General features: G+C 51.8%; 18 protein-coding genes. 10 read left to right on the top strand and 8 right to left on the bottom strand.

Going from position 1 to position 22447, the window contains the following annotated elements:
• Positions 1–195: 195 nt before the first annotated feature.
• Together sfsA and JJD41_RS08255 are read left to right on the top strand one after the other, a co-directional pair.
• Positions 196–930: a DNA/RNA nuclease SfsA gene (sfsA, locus tag JJD41_RS08260; RefSeq protein WP_200665506.1), complete on the top strand. Its 735-nt coding sequence runs from the start codon at positions 196–198 to the stop codon at positions 928–930.
• A gap of 59 nt (positions 931–989) precedes the next feature.
• Positions 990–2315, top strand: coding sequence for an ABC transporter substrate-binding protein (locus tag JJD41_RS08255; protein WP_370583758.1), 1326 nt, complete (start codon positions 990–992; stop codon positions 2313–2315).
• A gap of 46 nt (positions 2316–2361) precedes the next feature.
• Here the strand turns inward: JJD41_RS08255 and JJD41_RS08250 are convergent, their stop codons facing one another.
• The gene (locus JJD41_RS08250; RefSeq protein WP_200665504.1) at positions 2362–3648 is read right to left on the bottom strand and encodes an aminopeptidase P N-terminal domain-containing protein; all 1287 of its coding nucleotides are present in this window, start codon (positions 3646–3648) and stop codon (positions 2362–2364) included.
• A 61-nt stretch (positions 3649–3709) separates the two neighbouring features.
• On the opposite strand from JJD41_RS08250, the gene JJD41_RS08245 reads away from it, so the two are divergent.
• Both JJD41_RS08245 and JJD41_RS08240 read left to right on the top strand, forming a co-directional pair.
• Positions 3710–4960, top strand: a complete 1251-nt coding sequence (locus tag JJD41_RS08245; protein WP_200665503.1) for an acyltransferase family protein — start codon at positions 3710–3712, stop codon at positions 4958–4960.
• Between the two features lie 138 nt (positions 4961–5098).
• Positions 5099–5317 (top strand): hypothetical protein, encoded by a 219-nt coding sequence (locus JJD41_RS08240; RefSeq protein ID WP_200665502.1) that lies wholly within the window; start codon positions 5099–5101, stop codon positions 5315–5317.
• Between the two features lie 126 nt (positions 5318–5443).
• Here the strand turns inward: JJD41_RS08240 and JJD41_RS08235 are convergent, their stop codons facing one another.
• From JJD41_RS08235 to JJD41_RS08225, 3 genes are all read right to left on the bottom strand, one after another.
• Positions 5444–6082: a hypothetical protein gene (locus JJD41_RS08235; protein WP_200665501.1), complete on the bottom strand. Its 639-nt coding sequence runs from the start codon at positions 6080–6082 to the stop codon at positions 5444–5446.
• A 171-nt stretch (positions 6083–6253) separates the two neighbouring features.
• The gene (locus JJD41_RS08230; RefSeq protein ID WP_200665500.1) at positions 6254–6466 is read right to left on the bottom strand and encodes a hypothetical protein; all 213 of its coding nucleotides are present in this window, start codon (positions 6464–6466) and stop codon (positions 6254–6256) included.
• Complete coding sequence (locus JJD41_RS08225) at positions 6463–7074, bottom strand: DNA methyltransferase family protein (protein WP_200665499.1); 612 nt, start codon at positions 7072–7074, stop codon at positions 6463–6465. Before JJD41_RS08225 ends, JJD41_RS08230 begins: the two co-directional genes overlap by 4 nt.
• Before the next feature lie 336 nt (positions 7075–7410).
• On the opposite strand from JJD41_RS08225, the gene JJD41_RS08220 reads away from it, so the two are divergent.
• Complete coding sequence (locus JJD41_RS08220) at positions 7411–7974, top strand: hypothetical protein (protein WP_200665498.1); 564 nt, start codon at positions 7411–7413, stop codon at positions 7972–7974.
• Between the two features lie 73 nt (positions 7975–8047).
• Here JJD41_RS08220 and JJD41_RS08215 read toward each other — a convergent pair whose 3' ends face one another.
• From JJD41_RS08215 to cysS, 4 genes are all read right to left on the bottom strand, one after another.
• Positions 8048–9301 carry an alkaline phosphatase gene (locus JJD41_RS08215; protein WP_234488545.1) on the bottom strand — a complete coding sequence of 418 codons (1254 nt, stop codon included), beginning with the start codon at positions 9299–9301 and terminating at the stop codon, positions 8048–8050.
• A gap of 87 nt (positions 9302–9388) precedes the next feature.
• On the bottom strand, positions 9389–11194 hold the full coding sequence (locus JJD41_RS08210) for a hybrid sensor histidine kinase/response regulator (protein WP_200665497.1): 1806 nt from the start codon (positions 11192–11194) through the stop codon (positions 9389–9391).
• A 167-nt stretch (positions 11195–11361) separates the two neighbouring features.
• On the bottom strand, positions 11362–12471 hold the full coding sequence (locus JJD41_RS08205) for an AI-2E family transporter (RefSeq protein ID WP_200665496.1): 1110 nt from the start codon (positions 12469–12471) through the stop codon (positions 11362–11364).
• A gap of 56 nt (positions 12472–12527) precedes the next feature.
• Positions 12528–13994: a cysteine--tRNA ligase gene (cysS, locus tag JJD41_RS08200; RefSeq protein WP_200665495.1), complete on the bottom strand. Its 1467-nt coding sequence runs from the start codon at positions 13992–13994 to the stop codon at positions 12528–12530.
• Positions 13995–14163: 169 nt separating this feature from the next.
• Between cysS and JJD41_RS08195 the strand changes: the two genes are divergently transcribed.
• From JJD41_RS08195 to cas3g, 5 genes are all read left to right on the top strand, one after another.
• Positions 14164–17337: a glycosyltransferase family 4 protein gene (locus JJD41_RS08195; protein ID WP_200665494.1), complete on the top strand. Its 3174-nt coding sequence runs from the start codon at positions 14164–14166 to the stop codon at positions 17335–17337.
• Between the two features lie 453 nt (positions 17338–17790).
• Positions 17791–18009, top strand: a complete 219-nt coding sequence (locus JJD41_RS08190; protein WP_200665493.1) for a hypothetical protein — start codon at positions 17791–17793, stop codon at positions 18007–18009.
• A gap of 128 nt (positions 18010–18137) precedes the next feature.
• Positions 18138–19301 carry a CobW family GTP-binding protein gene (locus tag JJD41_RS08185; protein ID WP_200665492.1) on the top strand — a complete coding sequence of 388 codons (1164 nt, stop codon included), beginning with the start codon at positions 18138–18140 and terminating at the stop codon, positions 19299–19301.
• A gap of 152 nt (positions 19302–19453) precedes the next feature.
• Entirely contained in the window at positions 19454–19909 is a 456-nt protein-coding gene (gene dtd / locus JJD41_RS08180) for a D-aminoacyl-tRNA deacylase (RefSeq protein ID WP_200665491.1), read from the top strand.
• A gap of 45 nt (positions 19910–19954) precedes the next feature.
• A complete protein-coding gene (cas3g, locus tag JJD41_RS08175) occupies positions 19955–22444 on the top strand; it encodes a type I-G CRISPR-associated helicase/endonuclease Cas3g (protein WP_200665490.1) in 2490 nt (829 codons plus the stop codon).
• The last annotated feature ends 3 nt before the right edge of the window (positions 22445–22447 follow it).

Below are 22447 nucleotides of genomic sequence, written 5' to 3'. Positions count from 1 at the left end.
TTTAACCCCGAATTGGCAAAATCCGAATACTTTTCGATTTGAATCCGGTGAATTTTCCCCGGAGAAGGCCGTTTTAGCCGGGGCGATCGCCTCGGTTCGCTCATTTATCTAGTTTTCAACGACCGCGATCGCCCTTGCTATTTCATTCACCCCTGAATCTGTTTTATAATAATTTTTCTATCAATTTCTATCCAAATGCGCGATCGTCTCATCTATCAATACCCCAATTTAACCTCTGGAATTCTGCTCAAACGTTACAAACGCTTTTTAGCCGATATCGAATTAGAAACTGGAGAAACCATTACCGCCCATTGTGCCAATCCCGGCAAAATGTTGGGGTTAGCCGAACCGGGTTATCAAGTCATGGTATCGCGCAGCGATAATCCCAAACGCAAATTAGCTTACAGTTTAGAATTAGTCCGCGTCGAAGATAACGAACCGACTTGGGTCGGAGTCAATACCAGTTTGCCCAATAAAATCGTTAAATTAGCCTTAGAAGCCAAAGCAATCCCCGAATTAAGCGATTATCCCGAGATTAAACCCGAGGTCGTTTACGGGCGCGATCGCAAAAGTCGAGTCGATTTTTTGTTAAGCGGCAATCCGGACAAACCGCCGATTTATTTAGAAGTGAAAAATGTCACCTGGGCCGATGGAAAGATTGCCCGCTTTCCCGATACGGTCACGACCCGGGGACAGAAACATTTACAAGAATTAGTCGATACCATTGCCGATTTGGGCGCGCGATCGGTCAATTTATTTTTTATCAATCGTTCCGATTGCGACACCTTCGGCCCGGGAGATGCTGCCGATCCGAAATACGGAAAACTCCTGCGCGAAACCATGGCGCAAGGTTTGGAAATTTTACCCTGTCGTTTTGAGATCGGTCCCGACGGAATTCGCTATCTAGGATTGGCCAAATTATCCCTGTAAAACTAATGGCGATCGCATTCACCGACCGACGAAAGAGCAAAAAAAGCACAAAAAGTAGGGTGGACATTCCCCACCTGAACTACCATATTTCAGAATTACTTACTAAGCTTAAAAAAACATCTTTTGGCATAACGATCGTCCTCCTGTGTACCCTTCTTTTACTAAACGGCTGCCAAAATTCATCTAAAATTACTCAAAATTATATTCATTTAACCGTATGGCATGGGATCAATCCGCCACCCAACCGAGAAGTTTTTCAAACATTAGTCGATCGCTTTAACCAAGCTCATCCCAACATCGAAGTTGAAGCCCTTTATGTCGGTCAAGCCGACCAACAACTGCCAAAACTATTAACAGCCATTGTTGGCAATACCGTTCCCGATTTATTATGGTTTTCGCCCATGTTAACGGGACAATTAGTAGAATTAGGTGCCATTCATCCCTTAGAAACCTGGCTGGAAACAAATCCCCACAAAGCAGACATTAATCCCGTCATGTTCGAGACCATGGAACTCGACGGTCATTTATGGTCGATTCCCATGGCGACCAATAATGTAGGCATTTTTTACCGTCCCAGTTTGTTTGAAGCGGCGGGAATTACAGAAATTCCTCAAACGTGGGACGATTTGCGCGAAGTTTGTCGTCAATTAACCCGGGATGAAAATGGGGATGGAGAACCGGATAAATATGGGATGTTACTCCCTTTAGGAAAAGGGGAATGGACGGTGTTTACTTGGTTACCTTTTCTCTACAGTGGAGGGGGCGATTTAGTCGAGAAAGGCGAACCAAATTTAGTTAATGATGGGGCGATCGCCGCCCTCGAATTATGGCAAAATTTATTAAAAGAAAGAATAGCCATGAATTCCCAACCGGAACGCGGTTATGAGAACGATCCGTTACTGTCGGGAAAAGTAGCGATGCAATTAACCGGACCGTGGACGTTAGGGTATTTACAAGAAACTGGGGTCGATTTTGATGTGTTCCCGATTCCGGAAGGGAAACGACACGGGACAGTTTTAGGGGGCGAAAATTTATTTTTGATGAAGACTGGAAATACAGTTACTGAACGAGCCGCTTTAGAATTTTTAGACTATATAATGGGTGAAGAGTTTCAAATTCAGTGGGCGTTAGATACGGGATATTTACCGATTAATCTAAAAGCTCAAAACAGCGAAACTTATCGTCAATTTGTTGCTGAAAATCCGGTTTTACAAGTCTTTTTAGAACAAATGCAGTGGGCGCGATCGCGTCCTTTGGTAACTGGATATCCGAGGATCTCTGAAAGTCTGGGACGGGCGATCGAAGCGACGTTATTGGGAAAAAATCCGAGAAAGGCGTTACAAGCTTCTCAAGACCGTTTGGAATGGATTTTAAACCTTAAGTAAGGTGGTAAATAAGGTAGTAAGGTGGGCAATGCCCACCCTACTTAGGTTATTTCGGGACGCCTGTGGTGAGAATTTCGTGACCGTTTTCGGTGACTAAAACATCGTCTTCAATTCGCACCCCAATTCCGCGCCAGCGATCGGGGATTTCCGGTTGTCCTTCGGCGGGTTTAATGTCCGGGCCGATATAAATTCCCGGTTCGACGGTCAACACATTTCCAGCTTCTAAAATATGGGGATCTTCGCCATATTGGTAAACGCCGACATCGTGAACGTCAAGCCCCAACCAGTGACCCGTCCGGTGCATGTAAAAGGGTTTATATTTCTGTTCTTTAATCAGTTCGTCGATCTCGCCAATCAATAAGCCGAGATCGAGCAACCCTTCGACGATTACCCGGACGGCGCGATCGTGATGTTCGTTATAAGAATTGCCGGGTTGTACGGCGGCGATCGCCTGTTTTTGTGCCTCTAAAACGATGTCGTAGATCGCCTTTTGTTCGTCACTAAATGTACCGTTTACCGGGAAAGTCCGGGTAATATCGGCATTATAATAGCCGTAAGAACATCCGGCATCGATCAACAAGACATCGCCGTCTTCGAGTTGGCGGCTATTTTCAATGTAGTGTAGAATGCAGCTATTCGGACCGGAAGCGACAATCGAAGGATAGGCAAACCCATTCGCGCCATTGAGGCGAAAAATATGCTCGATTTCGGCTTGAATTTCGTATTCGTAGCGTCCGGGTTGAGCCATTTCTCGGGCGACGTTGTGCGCTTTTACCGAAATTTCTGCCGCTTTTCGCATCTGGTCTACTTCGGCGGGACTTTTGACTAAACGCATGGGATGGACGACGGTTCCCGCATCTTGAATGGCGATCGGTCCGGTACCCCGTCGGGGGTAAAATCGCATCAAATGTTGCCAATATTGCAGAATTTTTAAATCGAAGTCACGATCGCGTCCAAATCGATAGTAAATGCGATCGGCATTTTGCAAATATTGGGGCAACTTTTCATCTAGTTCATCAATGGAATAGGCTTCATCGGCGCCATATTTCTCTTTCGCCAATTCCACCCCCGCACGAATCCCTGTCCAGACTTCTTTATCCGGTTCTTTTGGTCGAACGAATAAAATAAACTGGTGTTGTTCGTGATGGGGCGCAAAAACGGCGATCGCCTCCGGTTCGTTAAATCCAGTCAAGTAGAAAAAATCACTGTCTTGACGAAAAGCATACTCGACATCGTTGTGCATGACGGCGAGGGGGGCGCTGCGGAAAATGGCGGTTCCGGAACCGATTTTTTCCATCAATCTTTGTCTGCGCTGGTGATATTCTGCTTGCATTGCTGCCAATTTTAATGGAACCCTTATGATATATTAAGCCTTTGTCCTTCAATTGTAGCGAATGGCTTTGAAAGATTCGGCGGGTGCTTCTCAACATACGGGTTCTCATGGTTTAGATGCACTTTTATCCCTGCGGGCGATCGGCTGTTTGATGGTACTGGTGGCCCACTGTCAGCCGCCGCGAGAGTTTTTCTGGGTGTTGGGTTACGATTTCAGTTGGCTATTTTTTGCAGGGGGCGGGATTGCGGTTCGGATGTTCTTTGTCTTGTCCGGTTATTTGATGGGCAAAGCTTTTTATACGGGTCGCTATTTGCTGAATTATCGTTCAATTCTGGAGTTTTATCGCAATCGACTGTTAAGAATTGCACCACTTTATTATTTTGCTATCTTTTTTTTGGCGATTTTTGTCTATTCCCAAAGTTTGGCGATCGAAAATTGGGGATATTTATTGCGCCTTTTAACGTTTACTTACAATCACTCTTTACCGTTACTGTTTAATGCGCCGTTATGGACGCTTTCCACGGAGGTTCAATTTTATCTAGTCGTACCGTTTATTTTTGCGTTACTCCAGCCACGATTACGGCGACTGCACGAGATTACGATCGCGGCGATCGCCGTTGTGGTTTTCGTCTCGATTTATCGCTGGGTGATTTGGATAACGCCTTTAAAAATGAATCTGATTGCCTATTGGTATACGCCTTTAATTGCAAATTTAGATGTTTTTCTGTTGGGATTTTTAGTGAATCCACTTCTGCGCTGCGATCGCGTGCGCCTCGGTTGGGAGTCGTGGACGCTTAAACGCAATTTTTGGAAGTCGTGGCAGTCTCCGATCGCGATCGCCCCGATCGCGCTGTTGTATTTGTGGACGAGTTTTCACATTTACTATGGAGAATTGCGAAATTTACCCGGTCACCCGGGGGGAATTCAAACGGCGATCGCCTTTTTTCTATTTCCTCTAATGACGGCGATCGCTACTGCTATTTTTATCGCGATCGTCGAGTTCGATCCTCCTACAAAAGCAGGCGATCGTCTGCCAAAGTCTTCTCAATTAAGCGTGCAAACTTGCCTCAATAATCCGTTACGCATTATTGAGGTGTTCGGTCATTTATCTTACGGGATTTACGTGTGGCATTGGCCGATTTTAGGTCAAATTGCGCCGATTTTTACTGCCGATCTTCCCCTCGAATCTTTTACTAGAAAACTGATCGCTACCTTCTTACTTTCTACGGTCGTGGCGATCGTGACTTTCTATTTGGTGGAACGTCCTGCGGCGCGTTGGAAGCGCTACCGTTGGCGATCGCGGCAATCGTAAAAAGGCTGTCAGCGATCTCGAACACCTAGAAATGTGATTACGATCGCCAATTGCTCGGATCTCGATCGACCTCTTGCGAATAAAGATGGCTCATAGTATTAATAAGGCGCTCTATAACTCAGGGAGATTTGCGTTATTATGATCGAGGCTCTGGTCAAATCTGCATTTCAAAATCGCTGTTTGAGTGTGGAATCCGAGGGGTTGATTCGCCAAGTTCTCGCGATGAAGGGCTATCGCGCTAAGGATTTGGACGCCCTTCAACGGCTTTGCGATGCTGTCAACAACGGCCAAATTCAACGGGAAGCTCCCCGTCATCTCGATATGCCGTTACAACGACAAGAATCGCTCAATGTCTGAGTTGGAGATTTAAGCGGAAAGGGGAACGACCGCGATCGCATGTCTCCACACCAAAGCGATCGCACAGCTCGATTCGAGGATTTGTTAAAATTTTATATACAATTGGCAGGCGATCGCGCAACCCGGTTAAAATCCCGATGAGGGTCGGTCTCCCAGGGGAGAAAGGGGTTGGGCCAGGTGGCGATCGCTGTTCGGTTGTCCGTTATCGCTTTGGCCGTAATCGGAAACAAAACTCATTTCTAAATCGACTCGTAACTCGGCATAACGCCACTGTTGTCCGGGTTCCAAAAATTCGATCGTCGGAAATCCCAAGCGAGTCGGCACTAAAAAATCGGTCATTTCCGCACAAGCAGTTTGCAACTCTTCCTTGAGTTCCTTGACCAGTTCGCCGACTTGTCGGGGTTCGCGACAGACTTGGTTATTATCGCATTGAATGACCGCCGTATTGGGCAAAATCGCCCGGGGGCTATCGCGAGTGAGACAATCGAGCTGTAAGTGGGTTTCTTCAGCTCTAACTTTGAGATTCAACAGGGCTAACAGACGCACGGTTCCCATTTCCCATCCCCCATTCGGCGCAATGGCGCGACCTCGGGTTCCATCGACCAAACATTTAACGTCGTAAGAAATACGAGTCACCGACCACAGGGCGATCGATAACATTTCGTCAAACATAAAGGTTTGTCGGTAGAACTTGTGGGTCGGTAATTTAATTAAGGTATCCTTGGCCAACATCGAGATGGAAGTCGGGAGTTTGGATTCTGTCATGGCCGCAAGCAACAAGCATTCAGAAAATATTCCCTTTAAAGATAACCCTCAAATGGCGTTTGAGCGATCTCGACGGCCTTACTTTTTTGCCCGACGGGCGCCACGACAATCGAGAAACCGTCCGATGGCGGGCGATTTCGGGGGAGGTGCAGTCTCGGGGGTCTCCGGAGCCTATCTTTTCACTTGGAGGGCAAGCCAACCGCTTTCGAGGGCTTGACACAGGCGCAGAATGAGACGGAAGTTATAGACAAATCTTATATAAAGGAAAGGTAGCACGATCGCAAATCGGTAAGTTGACGACAGTTCGCCCGGTAAACCTCGGATGCGGGCGATCGACAGTAGACGGATCCGGGCGGGAATAAGTTCCCCAGAATCGGCATTCACCCGAGCATCCAGACGTATTCCGGCACTAAACCGCCTGTATGGCCGTGTTTCCAGCCATACCAATCGCAAGCGACGCCATCGGGTCGGCAGGTGCAATTAAAACTAATCGGTTCCAAGCGCAGTTCGAGGAACTGTTCCTGACGATAAGCCTGGAGCCAAGATCGCCGATAACCGACGGGTTCGGTAAATGATTTTTTCAGTAAAAAAACCACTCCTTTTTTAGCAAATTGGTAGCCGATTTCTAAAAAACGATGTACGATTGGCTTACCGATTTTTTTGCCGTCAGAGGAATCACCCCAGAAGGGAGGATGACCGATCACCCAATCGAATCCCCCGGTGCATAACTCGATCGCCTGCCAAGATTCCCGTCGGGTCATATCGAAGTGAAAATCCGCCGGGCGATCGCCATTGACATCGTTGGTAAAAATGTAAATTTGGTTGGAAAAATCTTTAACAACCTTAGCAATAGATTGTTCGCCACACGCCGGGTCTAAAATCAGATCCCCTCGTTCTAAAGGCAACCGTTGTAAGAGTTCTGCCGTCGCCCATTCCGGGGTTTGATAAAAATAAACAGGTAGGCGGGACCTGTGACCCATTAATGAGTTCATCGTCTGAATCCTCTGATAACGGGAAACCGCCCAGTTAAGTTAGACTTCTTGGGGGGTCTCTTCCCTCTACCAGTAACAGCAGACAGATTGGAAAATCAAGCTGGGGAGTATCGGGAGATATTTATCCGGATACTTTCCCAAAATGCTGCAAAATAGAATTAGGGTGCATTGGGTCATGTTCTTTAGTTTATTCTTGAACACCTTTCTACCATCGCCTGCTCTCGTCGAGCCTCTTCCGCAGCTTGTCGAAACAAAATTGTACAATGGACAGATAGCAGATCGGACTTGTACCGAGGTCAGTCGGTGGTATGCTTGGACACAATGCGGTGAATCAACATGTTGCAAGCTGTTCATTGCCTGCTCGGACGGGAGTATAGTCTCGCAACGAGTAGACGACTCGAACTGTCACTAGACAATCGCGTAGTTCAAACAACCTTTATCAAGCTGATCTCTATCGCACTACTGCTGGGAATTGCTATGCCAAAAGAACAATCGCCAGAGGCTCGGCTCAACGCCATCTTCCAAGAACAGCAGCGATTAGTGCATCAGCTAAAGGATGCAGCCCCTGCGCGAAAATACCAAATTCAAGCAGAGATTGTCTCGCTCTCCGAAGAGCAGGCAGAGTTGCTTCAGGAAGCGGGCGCGGTCAATTGTTTTATCTTCACCAGTTCCAGTAAAGGCGGAACCGGGTGGATTGAAGAAGAGCGAAACTTTGACGGCTCGGTGCGGCAATATCGTTACGGATATTACCACGAAGGGAAAAGCAGACGGCGTTATTTGCCGAAACGCTTGGTTCCCGAAGTGCAACGCATGATTTCAGCGCGAGCGACGCCGATGGCTATTTTGGAATTTCTCGATCGCGCCAAAAAGCAACAAGCGGTGAGTTCCGCACGGAAATAAGTACGGAGCGTCAGCAAGGCGACTCGACGGGTCGGCAGCAGCGTTTTAGGGGAGAGCGAGGCGATCGCGCCCCTCATCGTGCTATGGAAATGTTCGCACTTGCCTTTGACCGGAGCCGACCCCCGGAGGTCTCGAAGATCCCGGGGCGATAAAAAGGCACGATCGCGGCGAGAGTGACCCTCGGATGTTGGGACACCCGGACGGGTTCGACCCCAGTCATCAGGGCGAAGAAATCCGTATTGTCAAGGGTGCCTGCTACGGATTCGCTGCCGATTCCCCACCCGTAAATCGGGACGTTCGCCCCGGTGTGGTCGGTCGTGGACCAGGTGACCTCGGGAAATTCCCCGGCGCCGCGATCGCGAACGACCTTCAAGCCTCCGGTTTCGTGGTCGGCACTGACCAGAATTAAGGTTTCTGGATGGTCGTCGGCCCAGGTGACGGCCTGACGAACGGCGTCGTCGAACTCCAGAGTCTCCATCACATTGCGTTGGAGGTCGTTGGCGTGTCCGGCGTGGTCGATGCGTCCGCCTTCGACGATTAAGAAGAAGCCGTCGGGGTCGTTGTCGAGGATGGCGATCGCCGTGGCGGTCATTTCTTGCAAGTGGGGTAAATCGCCCAAGCCGTCGAATTCGTAGGGTAAATGGCTGTCGCCGAACTGACCGGATACCCGTTCGACGGTTTCCGTGTCTAACTGCTGCAATTCGGCGCGATCGCGCACGACGAGATAGCCTGCTTGGCGGGCCAGGGTAGGAGAAAGTCCCGAACTGCCACCGCCGAATAACACGTGGGGACGGCTTTGCTCGAAGTAATCGGCGACAATCTCGGCGGCATTCGAGCGGTTTGGTTCGTGAGCGGCAAAAGCGGCGGGAGTCGCGTGGGAAATCTCCGTGGTCGTCACGATTCCGGTCATTTTGCCCCGGTCTTGAAAATATTCCAAGACCGTCGTTAACGGGGCGCCATCGCCGGGCATGGCCATGCTGATGACATCGTTGTTGACTTTGAATCCGGTGGCGATCGCCGTGGCGGCTGCCGCCGAATCGGTCACCGGATTGTTGGCGGAATGGGTCGTCACTTGGCCGTGATGGGGAAACTGTTGAAACGATAGAGAGCGAGGGGTGCCGCGATCGTAAAGGGAAGCGGCTTTGACTTGCTCGAAGCCCATCCCATCGCCGATAAAAAGGATGACGTGTTTTGCAGACGCCGAGTTCCGCTCGGAGTTTGGCCGAGATCCGAGGGATTCGGGGATGCATTGAGCCATGGCCAAGGCGATCGCGCCGGAGAGACAGGCGATCGCGCCGAGGGTAACGGCGAGAAATTTTTCAGACATAGAGTGAGGAGGAGATCGGGAACAGACCGCGCGATCGCGAAAAACTCCTTACTTATAAAGATAACCGATCGCCGGGGATCGAGAGCTTCACCGACCCGCGCCGGGTAAATATTGCAACAAGAGGCGATCGAGTTGTTCGAGTTGGATCGGTTTAGTGAGATAGTCCGTGGCTCCCGCTTCCAAGACCCGATCGCGATCGCCTGCCATGGCCATCGCCGCGATCGCGATCGCCGGAACCCCTTGCCAGACGGCGCGATCGCGCAACTGAGACAACCACTGCTGGCGTCGGGAGAAATTCGACCAGCTCACGTCGAGCAAAATCAAATCCGGCACGATCTCGGCGCTCTCCTCGAACAGGCGATCGCTATCGGCAACGATCGCGATTTCGCAGCCCAAGGCTTGCAAATAATCCCGTAACAATATTTCTGTAGAGCGGTCCGGTTCGACGATCGCCACCCGACCCGTCCGCCGGGACAATTCCGCCGTCAAATCGGCGCGATCGCCTTCCTCACTGGGTTCCGGCGGCAAATAACCCGACGGCAGATCCGGTAAGTAGAGGTGAAAGCGACTGCCTTGACTGGGGGTGGACTCCGCATCGAGATCGCCGCCGTGCAAGCGGGCTAAATCGCGACTGAGAGCCAATCCGAGACCCGTTCCCTGGGTTTTTGCATTTAAGTCATTTTGGATTTGGTGGAACGGCTCGAACACCAAGGGTAAATCCTCGGGAGCGATGCCAATTCCGGTATCGGCGACGGTGATGCGAAGGCCCGGAGGGGTTTTTTCCACCCGTAACGAGATTTTACCTTCGGGGGTAAACTTGACCGCATTCGAGAGTAAATTGAGCAAAATTTGCTTGAGGCGGCGCTCGTCGCCGACGAGGGTGCGAACCTGGGGATCGATGTCAGTCGTTAATTGTAACCCCCGTTCGTAAGCCCGTTCCTGAACGATTTTCAGACAATATTTGCACAATCCCGCCACGTCGATCGCGCTGTATTGCAATTGTGCTTTGCCCGCTTCAATTTTCGATAAGTCGAGGATGTCGTTAATCAGTTCTAAGAGATGGTCGCCACTGTCTTTAATGCGATTGATATATTCCCGTTGTTTGGGATTGAGCGATCCGAAAATTTCGCGCTGCAAGATTTGAGACAAACCGAGAACGCCATTGAGGGGGGTACGAATTTCGTGGCTCATTTGGGCGAGAAATTCGCTCTTGGCGCGGTTGCGAGCTTCCGCCAAATCTCGGGCGCGCGCGATCGCCTCCGCGTGCTTGCGTTCGCTAATATCGGCGATCGCCACCACCGCCCCTTCAAACCGTCCCTCCCCGTCGTATAAAGGCGCTGTATCGATTGAGAGAATCGCCGGGGGGCGATCGGGATAGTGGATCTCATATTCGATCGCACAAGACGGTTGACCCGTCTTGCGAACGAGATCGAACGGGACGATTTCCACGAGAGTGGGGTGAGTAGACCTCTGCATCGATTGGGGCGATCGCTCGTCCACACCGCCGAGGGTGGCGCTGCGAGGATAACCGAGCAAATGGGCTGCCGCCTGGTTAGAGAGGGTGATGCGTCCTTCGGTATCGAGAACGACAATCCCGCTTGTCGTCGTTTCGACAATCGCTTCGAGGCGTTCTTCGCTGCGCTTGAGTTGCTCGCGAGAACGGTTGAGGATCGTGGCATAACGGCGAATCAGGCGATCGAGCAACAGGGCCGTGACGATCACGTACACCCAGCCTTTCACCGTTTGAAACTGGGTGAGGCGATCGAACTCGGGATTTTGCAAGATTAAGGCAATCACACGGTCGGAAAAGAGAATCCATAGGGAACCGACCAAGGCATAAATCGCGACAATCTTGGTCGGGGTGAGTTTACCGAAATTCGGCCAATGTCCCATCGCCGTTCTGATTAGATTGACAAATTGAATCGGTCTCGCGGGTCGAAGACTTTACGGCTTAGCATAACATTCCCTCTTTGAGAAAGCGCTTCGATCGCCTCTCGACATTATCCATTCGATGGCGAAGGGGAGAACGGCGACAATCTCCCCCGGGGCTGGATTTGAGATTATGTGGACTCACTGGAGGCGATCGCCCCCACCTCGTCCGTCTCCGTATTTTCCCCGTTATTTTGAGCCATTAACTTCGGTTTGAGATAGAGATTTTCGACCAGGGCCGAAACCCCGGCAAACCAAGGCGGGACGACGATCGCCCCGATGATTCCCAATACTTGCACCCCGCCGAGAACCGAGAGCAATTGATAAAGCGGGTGAACCCCCACGGAACTGCCGACCAAAAGCGGATCTAAAATGTAAGTCTCTACATTTTGGATGATGACAAATAGAATTAACACCCATAAAAACGTCCAACTGCCTTGAGAAATCGCCACGATCAGGGCTGGAATGGCGCCCAAGACCGGACCGAGGAAGGGAATTAAATTGGTGACTCCGGCGATCGCCCCCAACCCCAGGGCAAAATCCCCCAAACCCAACAGGGTCAACCCGGCGGTAATCGCCACGCCCAAAATTGCCGAAACGAGCAGGCGTCCGCGAATGTAGCCGCCCATGCGGTAGCTAATCGGTTCGATTTGCGCTTCTAAATTGCGGTCCCAAGGACTGGGAAATAGCTGCACGACGCTGTTAATCAGGGTGCGACTGTCGGCGACCATGTAGCCGGAGATAAATAAAGATAAAATCAGCGAAACCACGCCGCCGACGAAGCCGCGCGTCAACCCGTAAGATCGCAACAGCAGTTGCTGACTCGATCGAATCGCCCAAGTGGTGAGGGATTGGGTATCGAAGAACTGACGCACGAACTCCGGGGGAGTGTCGTTGAAATTGGCGGCGAGGTCTTCGGCGATTTCGCGCAGGGTTTCGAGATAAACCGGAAGTTGGCGCACGAGGCGTTCGATTTGGGAGGCGACCGCCGGACCGATCGCCAATCCGACCCCGGTCAATCCGGCGATTAAGATTAAATAGGTAGCAAGGGTGGCCAACCAGCGCGGAATTCGGTATTTTTCCGCCCAATTGACCACCGGGGAGATCGAGGCGGCGAGAACGACCGAGATCATTAACGTGACCAGCAAACTGCGAACCTGCCACATCAAGACCAGAATTAAGCCGACGATCGCAATCAGCACGGGATTGGTCAGGGAAATCCTCAAGCGCGGGACAGACATGGAAAGATCACCAAGAGTGGGGGCGCAGAATTAGGGGCGATCGCCACGGACCGGAATTAACTGCGATGCCATTGCGTGACCCCCCCCGGACGGTCGATGGTGACGATTCCTTGCGCTTGGAGTTCGTCGCGGATGCGATCGGCTTCGGCGAAGTCTTTCGCCTGGCGCGCCGCTTGGCGCCGTTCGAGAAGGGCGGCGATCGCCTCGTCACTCAAACCGTCGCTGGGGGTGGGGCTTAACTCGGCATCGGCATCGACTTTGAGTCCGAGAACGCCAGCTAAACTGACTAAAGTTTGCCACTGTTTTTGCACTTGTTGCGAATCGCCTTGAATTTCCCCTTCGTGAACCAATAAATTGCCCTGACGGCGCAATTCTTTGGCCAATTCAAACAAGACCGCGATCGCGCCGGGAGAGTTGAAATCCTCGTCCATCGCTTGCTCGAATCGGGCGATCGCCCCTGCATCCAACTGACTCGCCGGGGGAACTTCCGAGGTTTCCCAACCGAGGCGCGCCCCAAATTGAAAACCGAACGACAGCCCTTCTTTCAACGTCGCCCAGCCTTTTTCAGCCGTGGCGATCGCCTCCTCGGTAAAATCGATCGGCTTGCGATATTGCGCCTGCAACACGAACAAGCGCACCGCCATCGGGTCCGTCGGACGGTCCAACAACTCGCGAATCGTCGTGAAATTCCCCAACGACTTCGACATTTTCTCCCCGTTGACCGTCACGAAACCGTTGTGCATCCAATATTTCGCTAACGGGTGACCCGTCGCCGCCTGAGATTGGGCAATTTCATTCTCGTGGTGGGGAAACACCAAATCCGCGCCCCCCATGTGAATGTCGATCGTTTCGCCCAACTTCTCGCGAACCATCGCCGAACATTCAATATGCCATCCGGGACGGCCCTTACCCCAAGGCGAATCCCAGGCGGGTTCCCCCGGTTTCGCCGCCTTCCACAAAGCAAAATCGAAGGGGTCTTTTTTCTTATTCCGATCCGGGTCGTCCTCGGCGACGCGACCGCTTGCACCCGCTTGCATCTCTTCTAACCTGCGTCCCGAGAGTTGTCCGTATTCGGGAAACTTCCGCACCGCATAGTAGACGTCCCCGCCTGCGGGATAGGCGTATCCTTTTTGTTCGAGTTCGGAAATCAGCCGTTCGATTCCGTTGAGGGTATGGGTGGCGCGGGGATAATCGTCGGCGCGTAGGATGTTGAGCCGATCCATGTCTTCAAAGTAAGCTTGGGTGTAGCGATCGGCCACTTCTTCCATCGAAGTCCCTTGTTCGCGCGCCCGATTGAGGATTTTATCGTCGATGTCGGTAAAGTTCTGGACGTAACGCACGTCAAACCCACGCCAAATCAAATAACGGCGCACCGTATCCCAGGCGATGTACGAACGAGCATGACCCAAGTGGCAGTAGTCGTAAACGGTCACGCCACAGCAGTACATCCGCACCTTGCCCGATTCTACGGGTTCAAAGGGTTCCTGACGGCGGGTGAGGCTGTTGTAAAGCTTGAGGGTCATAACAGTAGAGCGTTTTTTTAGATAATGCTTGCGATCGGGTGTGGAAGTCCGTAGGGCGGAGATCGGTCCCGCCTTCTCGATCTAAAATTCCGACTGACTCGGGGGATCTTCTTCACCGTTCATCATGACACGATTTGCTGAAAACTCGAACGATAAAAACCCAGCCAAGATGCGGATTCTAGTGGAAGGTTGGCGGTTTATTCCCCATTCTTATGCGATTATCAATCATTTTCAGTTGTTGCAACTGCGGCGTCGCCCCGAGGTGGAACTGTTTCATCGCGATCGGCCTTTTGTGAAGGGTAGCGATTGGAAACCTGCAAGCGGTCTGTTAGACGAAGCGGCGGAAGCGACGATCCGGGCGATCGCCGAACCCCCGCCCGGGTGGGTACCGGACGCGACTTTGCGGATGTACTGCCCCTTTGACCTGACTCCGGCGCCTTCGGGACGGACGCTGGTGTTTGGCTGTACGGAATGGGGAATCGTCACCCGATACATTTTGCGCGCGATGGGGGTGGACTCTTTTCAAAAGGCCCACGGGGATAACGATACGGTGATTGTGACCTCTTCTCGCTGGTCGCGCGATGGCTTCGTTCGCAGTGGGGCCGATCGCGATCGCGTCAAGGTCGTTCCTTTGGGGGTCGATCCGACGATTTACCAACCCGTCACCCCGGCAAAAAAACGGGAAATTCGCCGTAAATTCGGTTGGGAAGAGGATTGTTTTCTGTTTCTCAATGTCGGGGTGATGTGGAACGAACGCCAGGGAATCGATATGCTGTTGAAAGCATTTGCGACCATCTGCGATCGCCATCCCGAGGCGCGTTTGGTGTTAAAGGGGAGAGATGCGATCTTTCCCTCTCGCGATTCGATCGTGCGCGCTTCCCGCCAAGTCCTCAGCGAGAGGGAATTGCAAAAAATCGCCCCCCGTTTAATTTATATCGGTGACAGTCTTTCTTGCGCGCAAATGGCGCAACTGTATCAAGCGGCGGATGCTTACGTTTCCCCTTATTTGGCGGAAGGCTTTAATTTACCTGTATTAGAGGCGATCGCCTGCGGGTTACCCGTCATTTGTACCGATGGCGGACCGACGGACGACTTTATCCGGGATGAGTTTGCCTTGAGAATCGCCAGTCAGCTTAAAAATCCGTGGCGAGAAAAGGAACGGGTGTTTGTGGTGATGCCACAATTTGATAGCTTGGTGGCACACATGGAACGGGCGATCGCCGATGCGGCCCTGCGGGCGCGATCGCACGATTTCGGTCCGCACTGGGTTCGCCATCATTTTACCTGGAAACAGACGATCGATCGCCTTCTCCCCCTATTCGATCCGGCAATGACACTCGATCCGACGACGGTTCCCCCTGAAATAACTCAATCTGAAATCAGTGAATCTGAAATCAGTGAATCTGGGATAACTCAATCTGAAATCACATCCGTTCGCCCGTCTCAGTCGATTATCGTTGAAGGCTGGCGCTTTTTGCCTCATTCTTACGCGATCGCCAATCACTATCACTTGCTAGAAATGAGCGATCGCCCCAATTTGCAAGTCTTTCACCGAGACGCACCCTTTCCGACCCGGGACGCGCGATCGATCGCCGACATGGTAGACCCCGCCACAGGCGATCGCTTGCGCGCCATTCCCCCACCCCCGCCGGACCTGTTCGCCGATACCACCTTACGCATCTTCAGCCCCCTCAACCTCCGCGAGGCCCCCAATAGTCGCAAAACCTGCGTCTTTGGGACTACCGAATGGGGAATCGTCCATCCCCAATTATTATTACTGCACGATCGCGCGCCTTTATCCGAGATCCTCGATCGCACCAATACTCTCATCATTACCCCCTCGAATTGGTCTCGCGATGGATTCCTACGCAGTGGGGCACCGGGCGATCGCGTGACCGTCGTCCCTCACGGGGTCGATCCCAGTCTCTATCACCCCGTCTCGGAAGACGAACGGGAAAGTTTGCGCCGCCAACTTGGATGGGACGGTCAATTTGTCTTTTTAAATATCGGTGCAATGACCGCAGAGAAAGGCATCGCGGCGCTCTTATTTGCCTTCGCGCAGATTGCCGAAACCCACCCCCAAGCGCGTTTAGTCCTCAAAGGGAGTGACGCGATCTACAGTTCCGACGAGTCGATCCGCAGGGTTTGTGAGAAAACTCTCGACCGACGACAGGCGGAGATCGTCCGCGATCGCCTCATATACATCGGCACGACCTTATCGGCGTCGGCGATCGTGCGCTTGTATCGGGCGGCGGATGTTTATGTCGCGCCCTATTTGGCGGAAGGATTCAACCTCACGGTGTTAGAGGCGATCGCCTGCGGATTGCCCGTCATCTGTACCCGAGGCGGACCGACGGACGATTTCACCCGTCCCGAGTTTACTTGGTATATCGAGAGTCAATTAGAAACAATTACCAAATTCGGGGATCTTCGTTACGCGCGATCGCCGAATTGGGACAGTTTAATCGCCCTGATGGAACGGGCGATCGCCTCGCCAGAATTCCGCGTGCAGGCGCGATCGAGCGGTCCGGCGTTCGTCGGCGATCGCTTCACCTGGCGGCGGGTCGTCGATCGCCTCTTAGAGGTCATCTTACCCGATCGCGCGGGAGACAATACGGGCGATCGGGCAAAGCCGTCGCTGCGCCAACGTCCGCCAGCGATCGGCCAATATAACCAATATAGCCAATATACCGATCCCACCCCCGCGCCACCACCTCACCCCCCCGCCAGCTACGGCGTTCCGGAGGATTTAACCGGGAAGCGGGTTCTCGAACTGGGAACGACTCAGGGCTACTGGAGCTTTGAAGCCCTCCGACGGGGTGCGAGAGAGGCGATCGCGGCAAACTTGCAAATTGAAGGGGTTACAGCGCCTTTTGACCGCCAATGCTTCGATAATTACCGACGAATACGAGCCTATGACCCCTCCGTTTGCAGTTACCGCGATTTATCCTTAGATAGCCTCGATCCGAATCAACTCGGTTACTTCGATGTCATCTTCTTATTTGGAACCTGCGATCGCGTCCGCTATCCCTTACTGTTATGCGATCGACTCGCTACCCTTTGCCGTGGCGAACTCTACCTCGAAGCTGCCATTCTCGACGATTACAGCCGCGATCGCGGCGGTCTCGGTTGCGGTTATCCCGGGAATCAAATGCTGCTCGAATTTAACCCAAATTCTACCACAAACAACCCCTCCCAACCTCTTTGGCGTCCGACCCTTTACGCTTTAGCACAACTCGTCAAATCCGCCGGATTCGCTCAAGTCAAAGCGTGGAAATTGACCGATTCCCCGCAAACTGGGCGCCAATGTCGCGGCTTTGTCGTCGGGTCGCGCCTCGGTTAATCCGCTTTTTCCTCGGCTATGCAATACATTTAGATCCCCCTAAACCCCCCTCGCCAGGTAGGGGTTTGGTTACCAAACCCCTACTTTCCTCGTTCCCCCCGAAATCCCCCCAACCCCCCTTGGAAACGGGGGCGAAGGGGAGGCGAAGGGGGGATAGAGGGATCGGCACTTTACCTCATAAAATCGCCAAATTCCTATAAGTCAGGACACGGCAATGCCGTCTCCCTACAACCCCTACATTTTACAACCGATTGAGGATGGCTATAGAGACGATCGCTTTTACAAAAAACCAATTTTTATCAAGTTTCAATGAAATTTCGATTCAATTCGAGCAAAACATGAGTCGGAAACTTTCGTTAACCAGTTGGAATAGACTGTCGAGTTCAATTTGCTAAAATTAAGGCAAATTTCAAGCAATGGAAGATGGTAGCTCCGGCAGATCGACCCCCAAGAATGACAGTCGATCAATATCTACAATGGGAATCCCAGCAAGAACACCTGTTAATCGACTCGGACAACATCTCCGTCGAACGTTACTCGCAAGGAGAGGGACGGATGTGGCTTTATTATCCTTACAGGGTTGGGGATGAGATCGCCTTGGCGAGTCTCGGATTCGACTGTCCCATCGAACAACTCTACGATGACGTGGTGTTGGAGACTGACGCGCCATAAACCGCCGATGGCGAAGCAACCGGGATTCCGGACAGGGAGCGATTTGGTCTCGCTTTCCCCCGACAGGGCGAACTGTCCGATAAACTAAAGAGAATATCCCCAGCTTTGTCAAGAAACGAGATCGCCTTATGCAGACTACGGATACGTCTCACGCCGAATCTCCAACTATGGAGGCTCCCAAACACGGTTTACCCGTAACGATTATTACCGGGTTTCTGGGGAGTGGCAAAACTACTCTACTCAATCACATCCTCGCCAATCAAGAAGGGTTAAAAACTGCCGTTCTGGTCAACGAATTTGGCGAAATTGGTATCGATAACGAGCTAATCGTCTCGACGGGAGACGATATGGTGGAACTCAGCAACGGCTGTATTTGCTGCACGATTAATAATGACTTACTCGATGCGGTTTATAAGATTTTAGAACGGAGCGATCGCGTCGATTATTTAGTGGTCGAAACCACGGGGTTAGCCGATCCGTTACCTGTAGCTCTAACCTTTTTGGGAACGGAACTGCGCGATTTAACCCGCCTCGATTCGATCGTCACGTTGGTCGATTCGGAAAACTACAGTCTGGATTTATTTAACTCGCAAGCGGCTTATAGCCAAATTGCTTATGGCGATATCATCTTATTAAATAAGGTGGATCTCGTCGATGAAGCGGATGTCGATTTATTAGAATCAAAAATCCGCGATGTTAAGGCGGATGCACGAATTTTAAGAACGACGCGATCGCAGATTCCGCTTCCGTTAATTCTCAGTGTCGGATTGTTCGAGTCGGACAAATATTTTACGCCGGAAAAATCGGCAGAAAGTCACGACCATCATCACCATCACGACCACGACCATCACGACCATCACGACCATTCTGATTGCGACCACGACCACGGTCACTGCGTCCACGACCACGACCACGACCACGACCATCACGACCACGACCATCACCACCATCACCACCATTCCGATCATTTGGCGATGGACGGATTTACATCGCTTTCTTTCCAAAGTGACAAACCGTTTGCGATTCGTAAATTTCAGTATTTCTTAGACAATCAATTACCCTCTACCATTTTCCGTGCAAAGGGGATTTTATGGTTTGATGAAAGCGATCGCCGTCATATTTTCCATTTGAGTGGTAAACGCTTTTCTATTGATGATGACGATTGGAATACCGAACCGAAAAATCAATTAGTTCTCATCGGTCAAAATTTAGACCACGACAAGTTACGGGAACAATTAAACAAATGTCTCTGTTTGCCTTCAAGCAATAGCGGTCAAGGATTTGGCCGTTAAAAATTGAGCGGGCAAAATTTACGAGGATCGAGGGCGGGACTTTAACCCGTAGAATCGATTGAGAATTGACGGCAAAGATGCAAAGAAGATGGCTTCTGAGTGTCTTTGCCGTTTGAATGAGTGGGGTTGTATCGAAGAGTGTTTTTTTAGTTATGCGAGTGATTATTCAACGAGTTAAATCGTCTCAAGTGATGGTCGGCGATCGCGCGATCGGACAAATCGGGAAAGGCTTAAATTTATTGGTGGGAATTGCCGAAACGGATACGGAAGCCGAACTGGATTGGATGGCGCGAAAATGTTTGGAATTACGACTATTTCCCGATGAAACGAGCGATCGCGCCCGTTGGGATAAGTCAGTTCTCGACATTCAAGGGGAGTTATTAGTTGTCAGTCAATTTACTTTATATGGAGACTGTCGGAAGGGACGCAGACCGTCATTCGATCGCTCCGCATCCGGCGATCGCGCGCAACAGCTTTACGAACAGTTTGTAGGGAAATTACGCCAAAGTGGTTTGAAGGTAGAAACGGGCGAATTTGGGGCGATGATGCACGTGGCGATCGATAATGACGGTCCGGTCACGTTGATTTTAGAACGAGAAGCCGATTAGGTTTTAGATTTTAGATTTTAGATTTTAGATTTTGAACTTTAGACAATGAAATTTTCTGAGTTTTTCCAAATTGCGACTGGAAAACTACCGTTTCCCTACCAAGAACGGCTAGCCTGCGCCGATACGCTCCCGCTTGTTCTCAATGTACCCACTGGGAGTGGTAAAACAGCAACAGTCGTTCTCGGATGGCTGTGGCGACGGCAACACGATCGCGATCGCACCCCACGCCGATTGGTCTACTGCTTACCGATGCGCAGTTTGGTCGAGCAGACCGAGCGATCGATTCACAAGTGGCTCGACCATCTCAAGGGTCACAACGCCCTTGACGAAGACATTAAAGACATTGAAGTTCACAAACTGATGGGCGGTTCCGTCAGTCACGATTGGGACGATCGCCTCGATCGCAATACCATCTTAGTCGGAACCCAAGACCAACTGCTCTCTCGGGCGCTCAATCGGGGTTATGCCATGAGTCGCTATCGGTGGCCAGTGCATTTCGCACAACTGAATAATGATTGTTTCTGGGTCATCGACGAAACGCAGTTGATGGGCGCGGGATTGCGGACGACCGCACAACTGCAGTGGTTGCGAGAACATTTCAGCACCTATGGCACTGCTCGCACCTTGTGGATGTCTGCGACTCTCGATAGCGACATCTTGAAAACGGTCGATTATCGTCAGACCTACGGCAATCTCGATCGACCCTTCACCCTGGGAGAAGATGACCGACAACATCCCACCTTGCAAAAGCGCCTGAGTGCGAGCAAATCAATCCAGCGTACGGCGATCGTGGTTCCGAGTAAGGGGGGAGATAAAGAGGTTCGCCAGTATGCCCGTAAACTCACAAGTACGATCGCCGAAGTACATCGCGCCGACACGTTGACACTAATCGTTTGCAATCGCGTCGATCGCGCGCGGGCGGTGTATCGCGAACTCCAGCAACTTCAGCGTAAAGGTGAGATCGACGCAGAAATCGGACTGATTCACTCGCGATTTCGAGCAGGCGATCGCCAGACCCTCGGGGCACGCTATCTCGACGACGAGCATCCCTTTCGCGGCATTCTCGTTGCTACCCAGGTGGTCGAAGCTGGGGTGGATATCTCTGCGACCACCTTATTTACCGAACTGTGTCCCTGGTCGTCTTTCGTACAGCGCCTCGGACGCTGCAATCGATACGGTGAAGCGACCGAGGCGGCGGTGTATTGGATCGACTTCGACGAGAAAGTTGACGATAAGGCGACCAGTCCATATCGTGCGGAGGCGATCGAACAGGCCCGCTACCTCGTCGGGCAACTTCAAGAACAACAGGGCAACGCCGGGATCGAGTCGCTCAATGCGTTTCTCAAAGACTTACCCGACGACAAGCGATCGCCCCAGGCGGTTGAGGGAATGGTTTTGCGTCGTCACGACCTCATGCAATTGTTCGATACCGCCAGCGACCTCGCGGGTCACGATATCGATATCTCGCCATTCGTGCGGGAAGCCCAAGATAACAATGTAGAGATTGCCTGGCGCGATTGGGGAAAAGGCAATCCCTCTGCGGACTGGGGAGATGAAAATTACGTCGGCAAATTGTATCGAGACGAACTCTGTCGGGTCAGCATGGCTCAAGCTCAACAGTTTCTGAAACAACGAGAACGAGAGGCTTGGACCTTCGATGCGCCGAACAAGCAATGGCGCAAGGTCGCCCACAATGAGCTGTTTCCTGGCATCACTCTGTTGGTTCGGACGACCGACGGAGGCTATTCGTCGGAATTGGGCTTTACAGGTGGCAAAGAGAAAGACTTTGCACCGCTCGACCTACCCGAAGACGGAGACTTCAATAGCGATCGCGACGATCCACTTTCTCAAGTCGGAACCTACATCACCCTCGAACAACACGCTCGGGATACATTTAATGAGGCTCAGAAATTGTGCGAGGCGCTCAAACTCAGCGATCTCCCGGTAGAGTCGATCGCGCGCGCCGCCCGATATCACGATGCGGGGAAAGCGCACGAGGAATTTCAAAAGATGCTCACCTGGAACCGGGAAGAGCGCAAGGGAGCGACATTGTGGGCGAAATCCGATCGCGATTTCAAAAATTCCAGCGATCGCCCGCCTCGTAAGTTCCAAGATCGTGGATTTCGCTATTTGCGTCACGAATGGGCGAGTGCGCTGCTGGCACTGCAACAGGGCGAACCGTTTCTACTGGCTTATCTCGTCGCCTGTCATCACGGCAAAGTCCGTATGGTCGTGCAGCCGTACCCGAACGAGAAGGCTGCACCGCATGGAAAAGCCTATGCGCGAGGGGTTTGGGATGGGGACACCTTACCCGAAATCGACCTCGGCGACGGTCTCACTATCCCGTCGTGCCAATTATCCCTCGATTGCGTGGCCTTGGGAGACAGTGCCAACGGCGAACCATCCTGGGTGGCGCGATCGCTCGACCTGTTGGACGAATACGGTGCCTTCAAACTCGCCTATCTCGAAACTGTGGTGCGCGTGGCAGATTGGCGGGCATCGGCACGATATACCGGACCATTGGCGGAGGAATAATTG

It is taken from the genome of Oxynema mangrovii CENA135, from assembly GCF_016632315.1.
Lineage (GTDB): Bacteria > Cyanobacteriota > Cyanobacteriia > Cyanobacteriales > Laspinemataceae > Oxynema > Oxynema aestuarii.
Note: the sequence above shows the minus strand (reverse complement) of the source record. Positions and strands in the feature narration are given on the sequence as shown.

Excerpts from the sequence above, each read along its gene's own strand:
- JJD41_RS08210 (WP_200665497.1), bottom strand. The coding sequence starts at position 11,194 with ATGGGACATTGGCCGAATTTCGGTAAACTCACCCCGACCAAGATTGTC.
- JJD41_RS08240 (WP_200665502.1), top strand. The coding sequence starts at position 5,099 with ATGATCGAGGCTCTGGTCAAATCTGCATTTCAAAATCGCTGTTTGAGT.
- JJD41_RS08215 (WP_234488545.1), bottom strand. The coding sequence starts at position 9,301 with ATGTCTGAAAAATTTCTCGCCGTTACCCTCGGCGCGATCGCCTGTCTC.
- JJD41_RS08195 (WP_200665494.1), top strand. The coding sequence starts at position 14,164 with ATGCGGATTCTAGTGGAAGGTTGGCGGTTTATTCCCCATTCTTATGCG.
- JJD41_RS08225 (WP_200665499.1), bottom strand. The coding sequence starts at position 7,074 with ATGAACTCATTAATGGGTCACAGGTCCCGCCTACCTGTTTATTTTTAT.
- cas3g (WP_200665490.1), top strand. The coding sequence starts at position 19,955 with ATGAAATTTTCTGAGTTTTTCCAAATTGCGACTGGAAAACTACCGTTT.
- JJD41_RS08220 (WP_200665498.1), top strand. The coding sequence starts at position 7,411 with ATGTTGCAAGCTGTTCATTGCCTGCTCGGACGGGAGTATAGTCTCGCA.
- JJD41_RS08185 (WP_200665492.1), top strand. The coding sequence starts at position 18,138 with ATGCAGACTACGGATACGTCTCACGCCGAATCTCCAACTATGGAGGCT.
- JJD41_RS08205 (WP_200665496.1), bottom strand. The coding sequence starts at position 12,471 with ATGTCTGTCCCGCGCTTGAGGATTTCCCTGACCAATCCCGTGCTGATT.
- JJD41_RS08190 (WP_200665493.1), top strand. The coding sequence starts at position 17,791 with ATGACAGTCGATCAATATCTACAATGGGAATCCCAGCAAGAACACCTG.
- JJD41_RS08235 (WP_200665501.1), bottom strand. The coding sequence starts at position 6,082 with ATGACAGAATCCAAACTCCCGACTTCCATCTCGATGTTGGCCAAGGAT.
- sfsA (WP_200665506.1), top strand. The coding sequence starts at position 196 with ATGCGCGATCGTCTCATCTATCAATACCCCAATTTAACCTCTGGAATT.
- dtd (WP_200665491.1), top strand. The coding sequence starts at position 19,454 with ATGCGAGTGATTATTCAACGAGTTAAATCGTCTCAAGTGATGGTCGGC.
- JJD41_RS08250 (WP_200665504.1), bottom strand. The coding sequence starts at position 3,648 with ATGCAAGCAGAATATCACCAGCGCAGACAAAGATTGATGGAAAAAATC.
- cysS (WP_200665495.1), bottom strand. The coding sequence starts at position 13,994 with ATGACCCTCAAGCTTTACAACAGCCTCACCCGCCGTCAGGAACCCTTT.
- JJD41_RS08245 (WP_200665503.1), top strand. The coding sequence starts at position 3,710 with ATGGCTTTGAAAGATTCGGCGGGTGCTTCTCAACATACGGGTTCTCAT.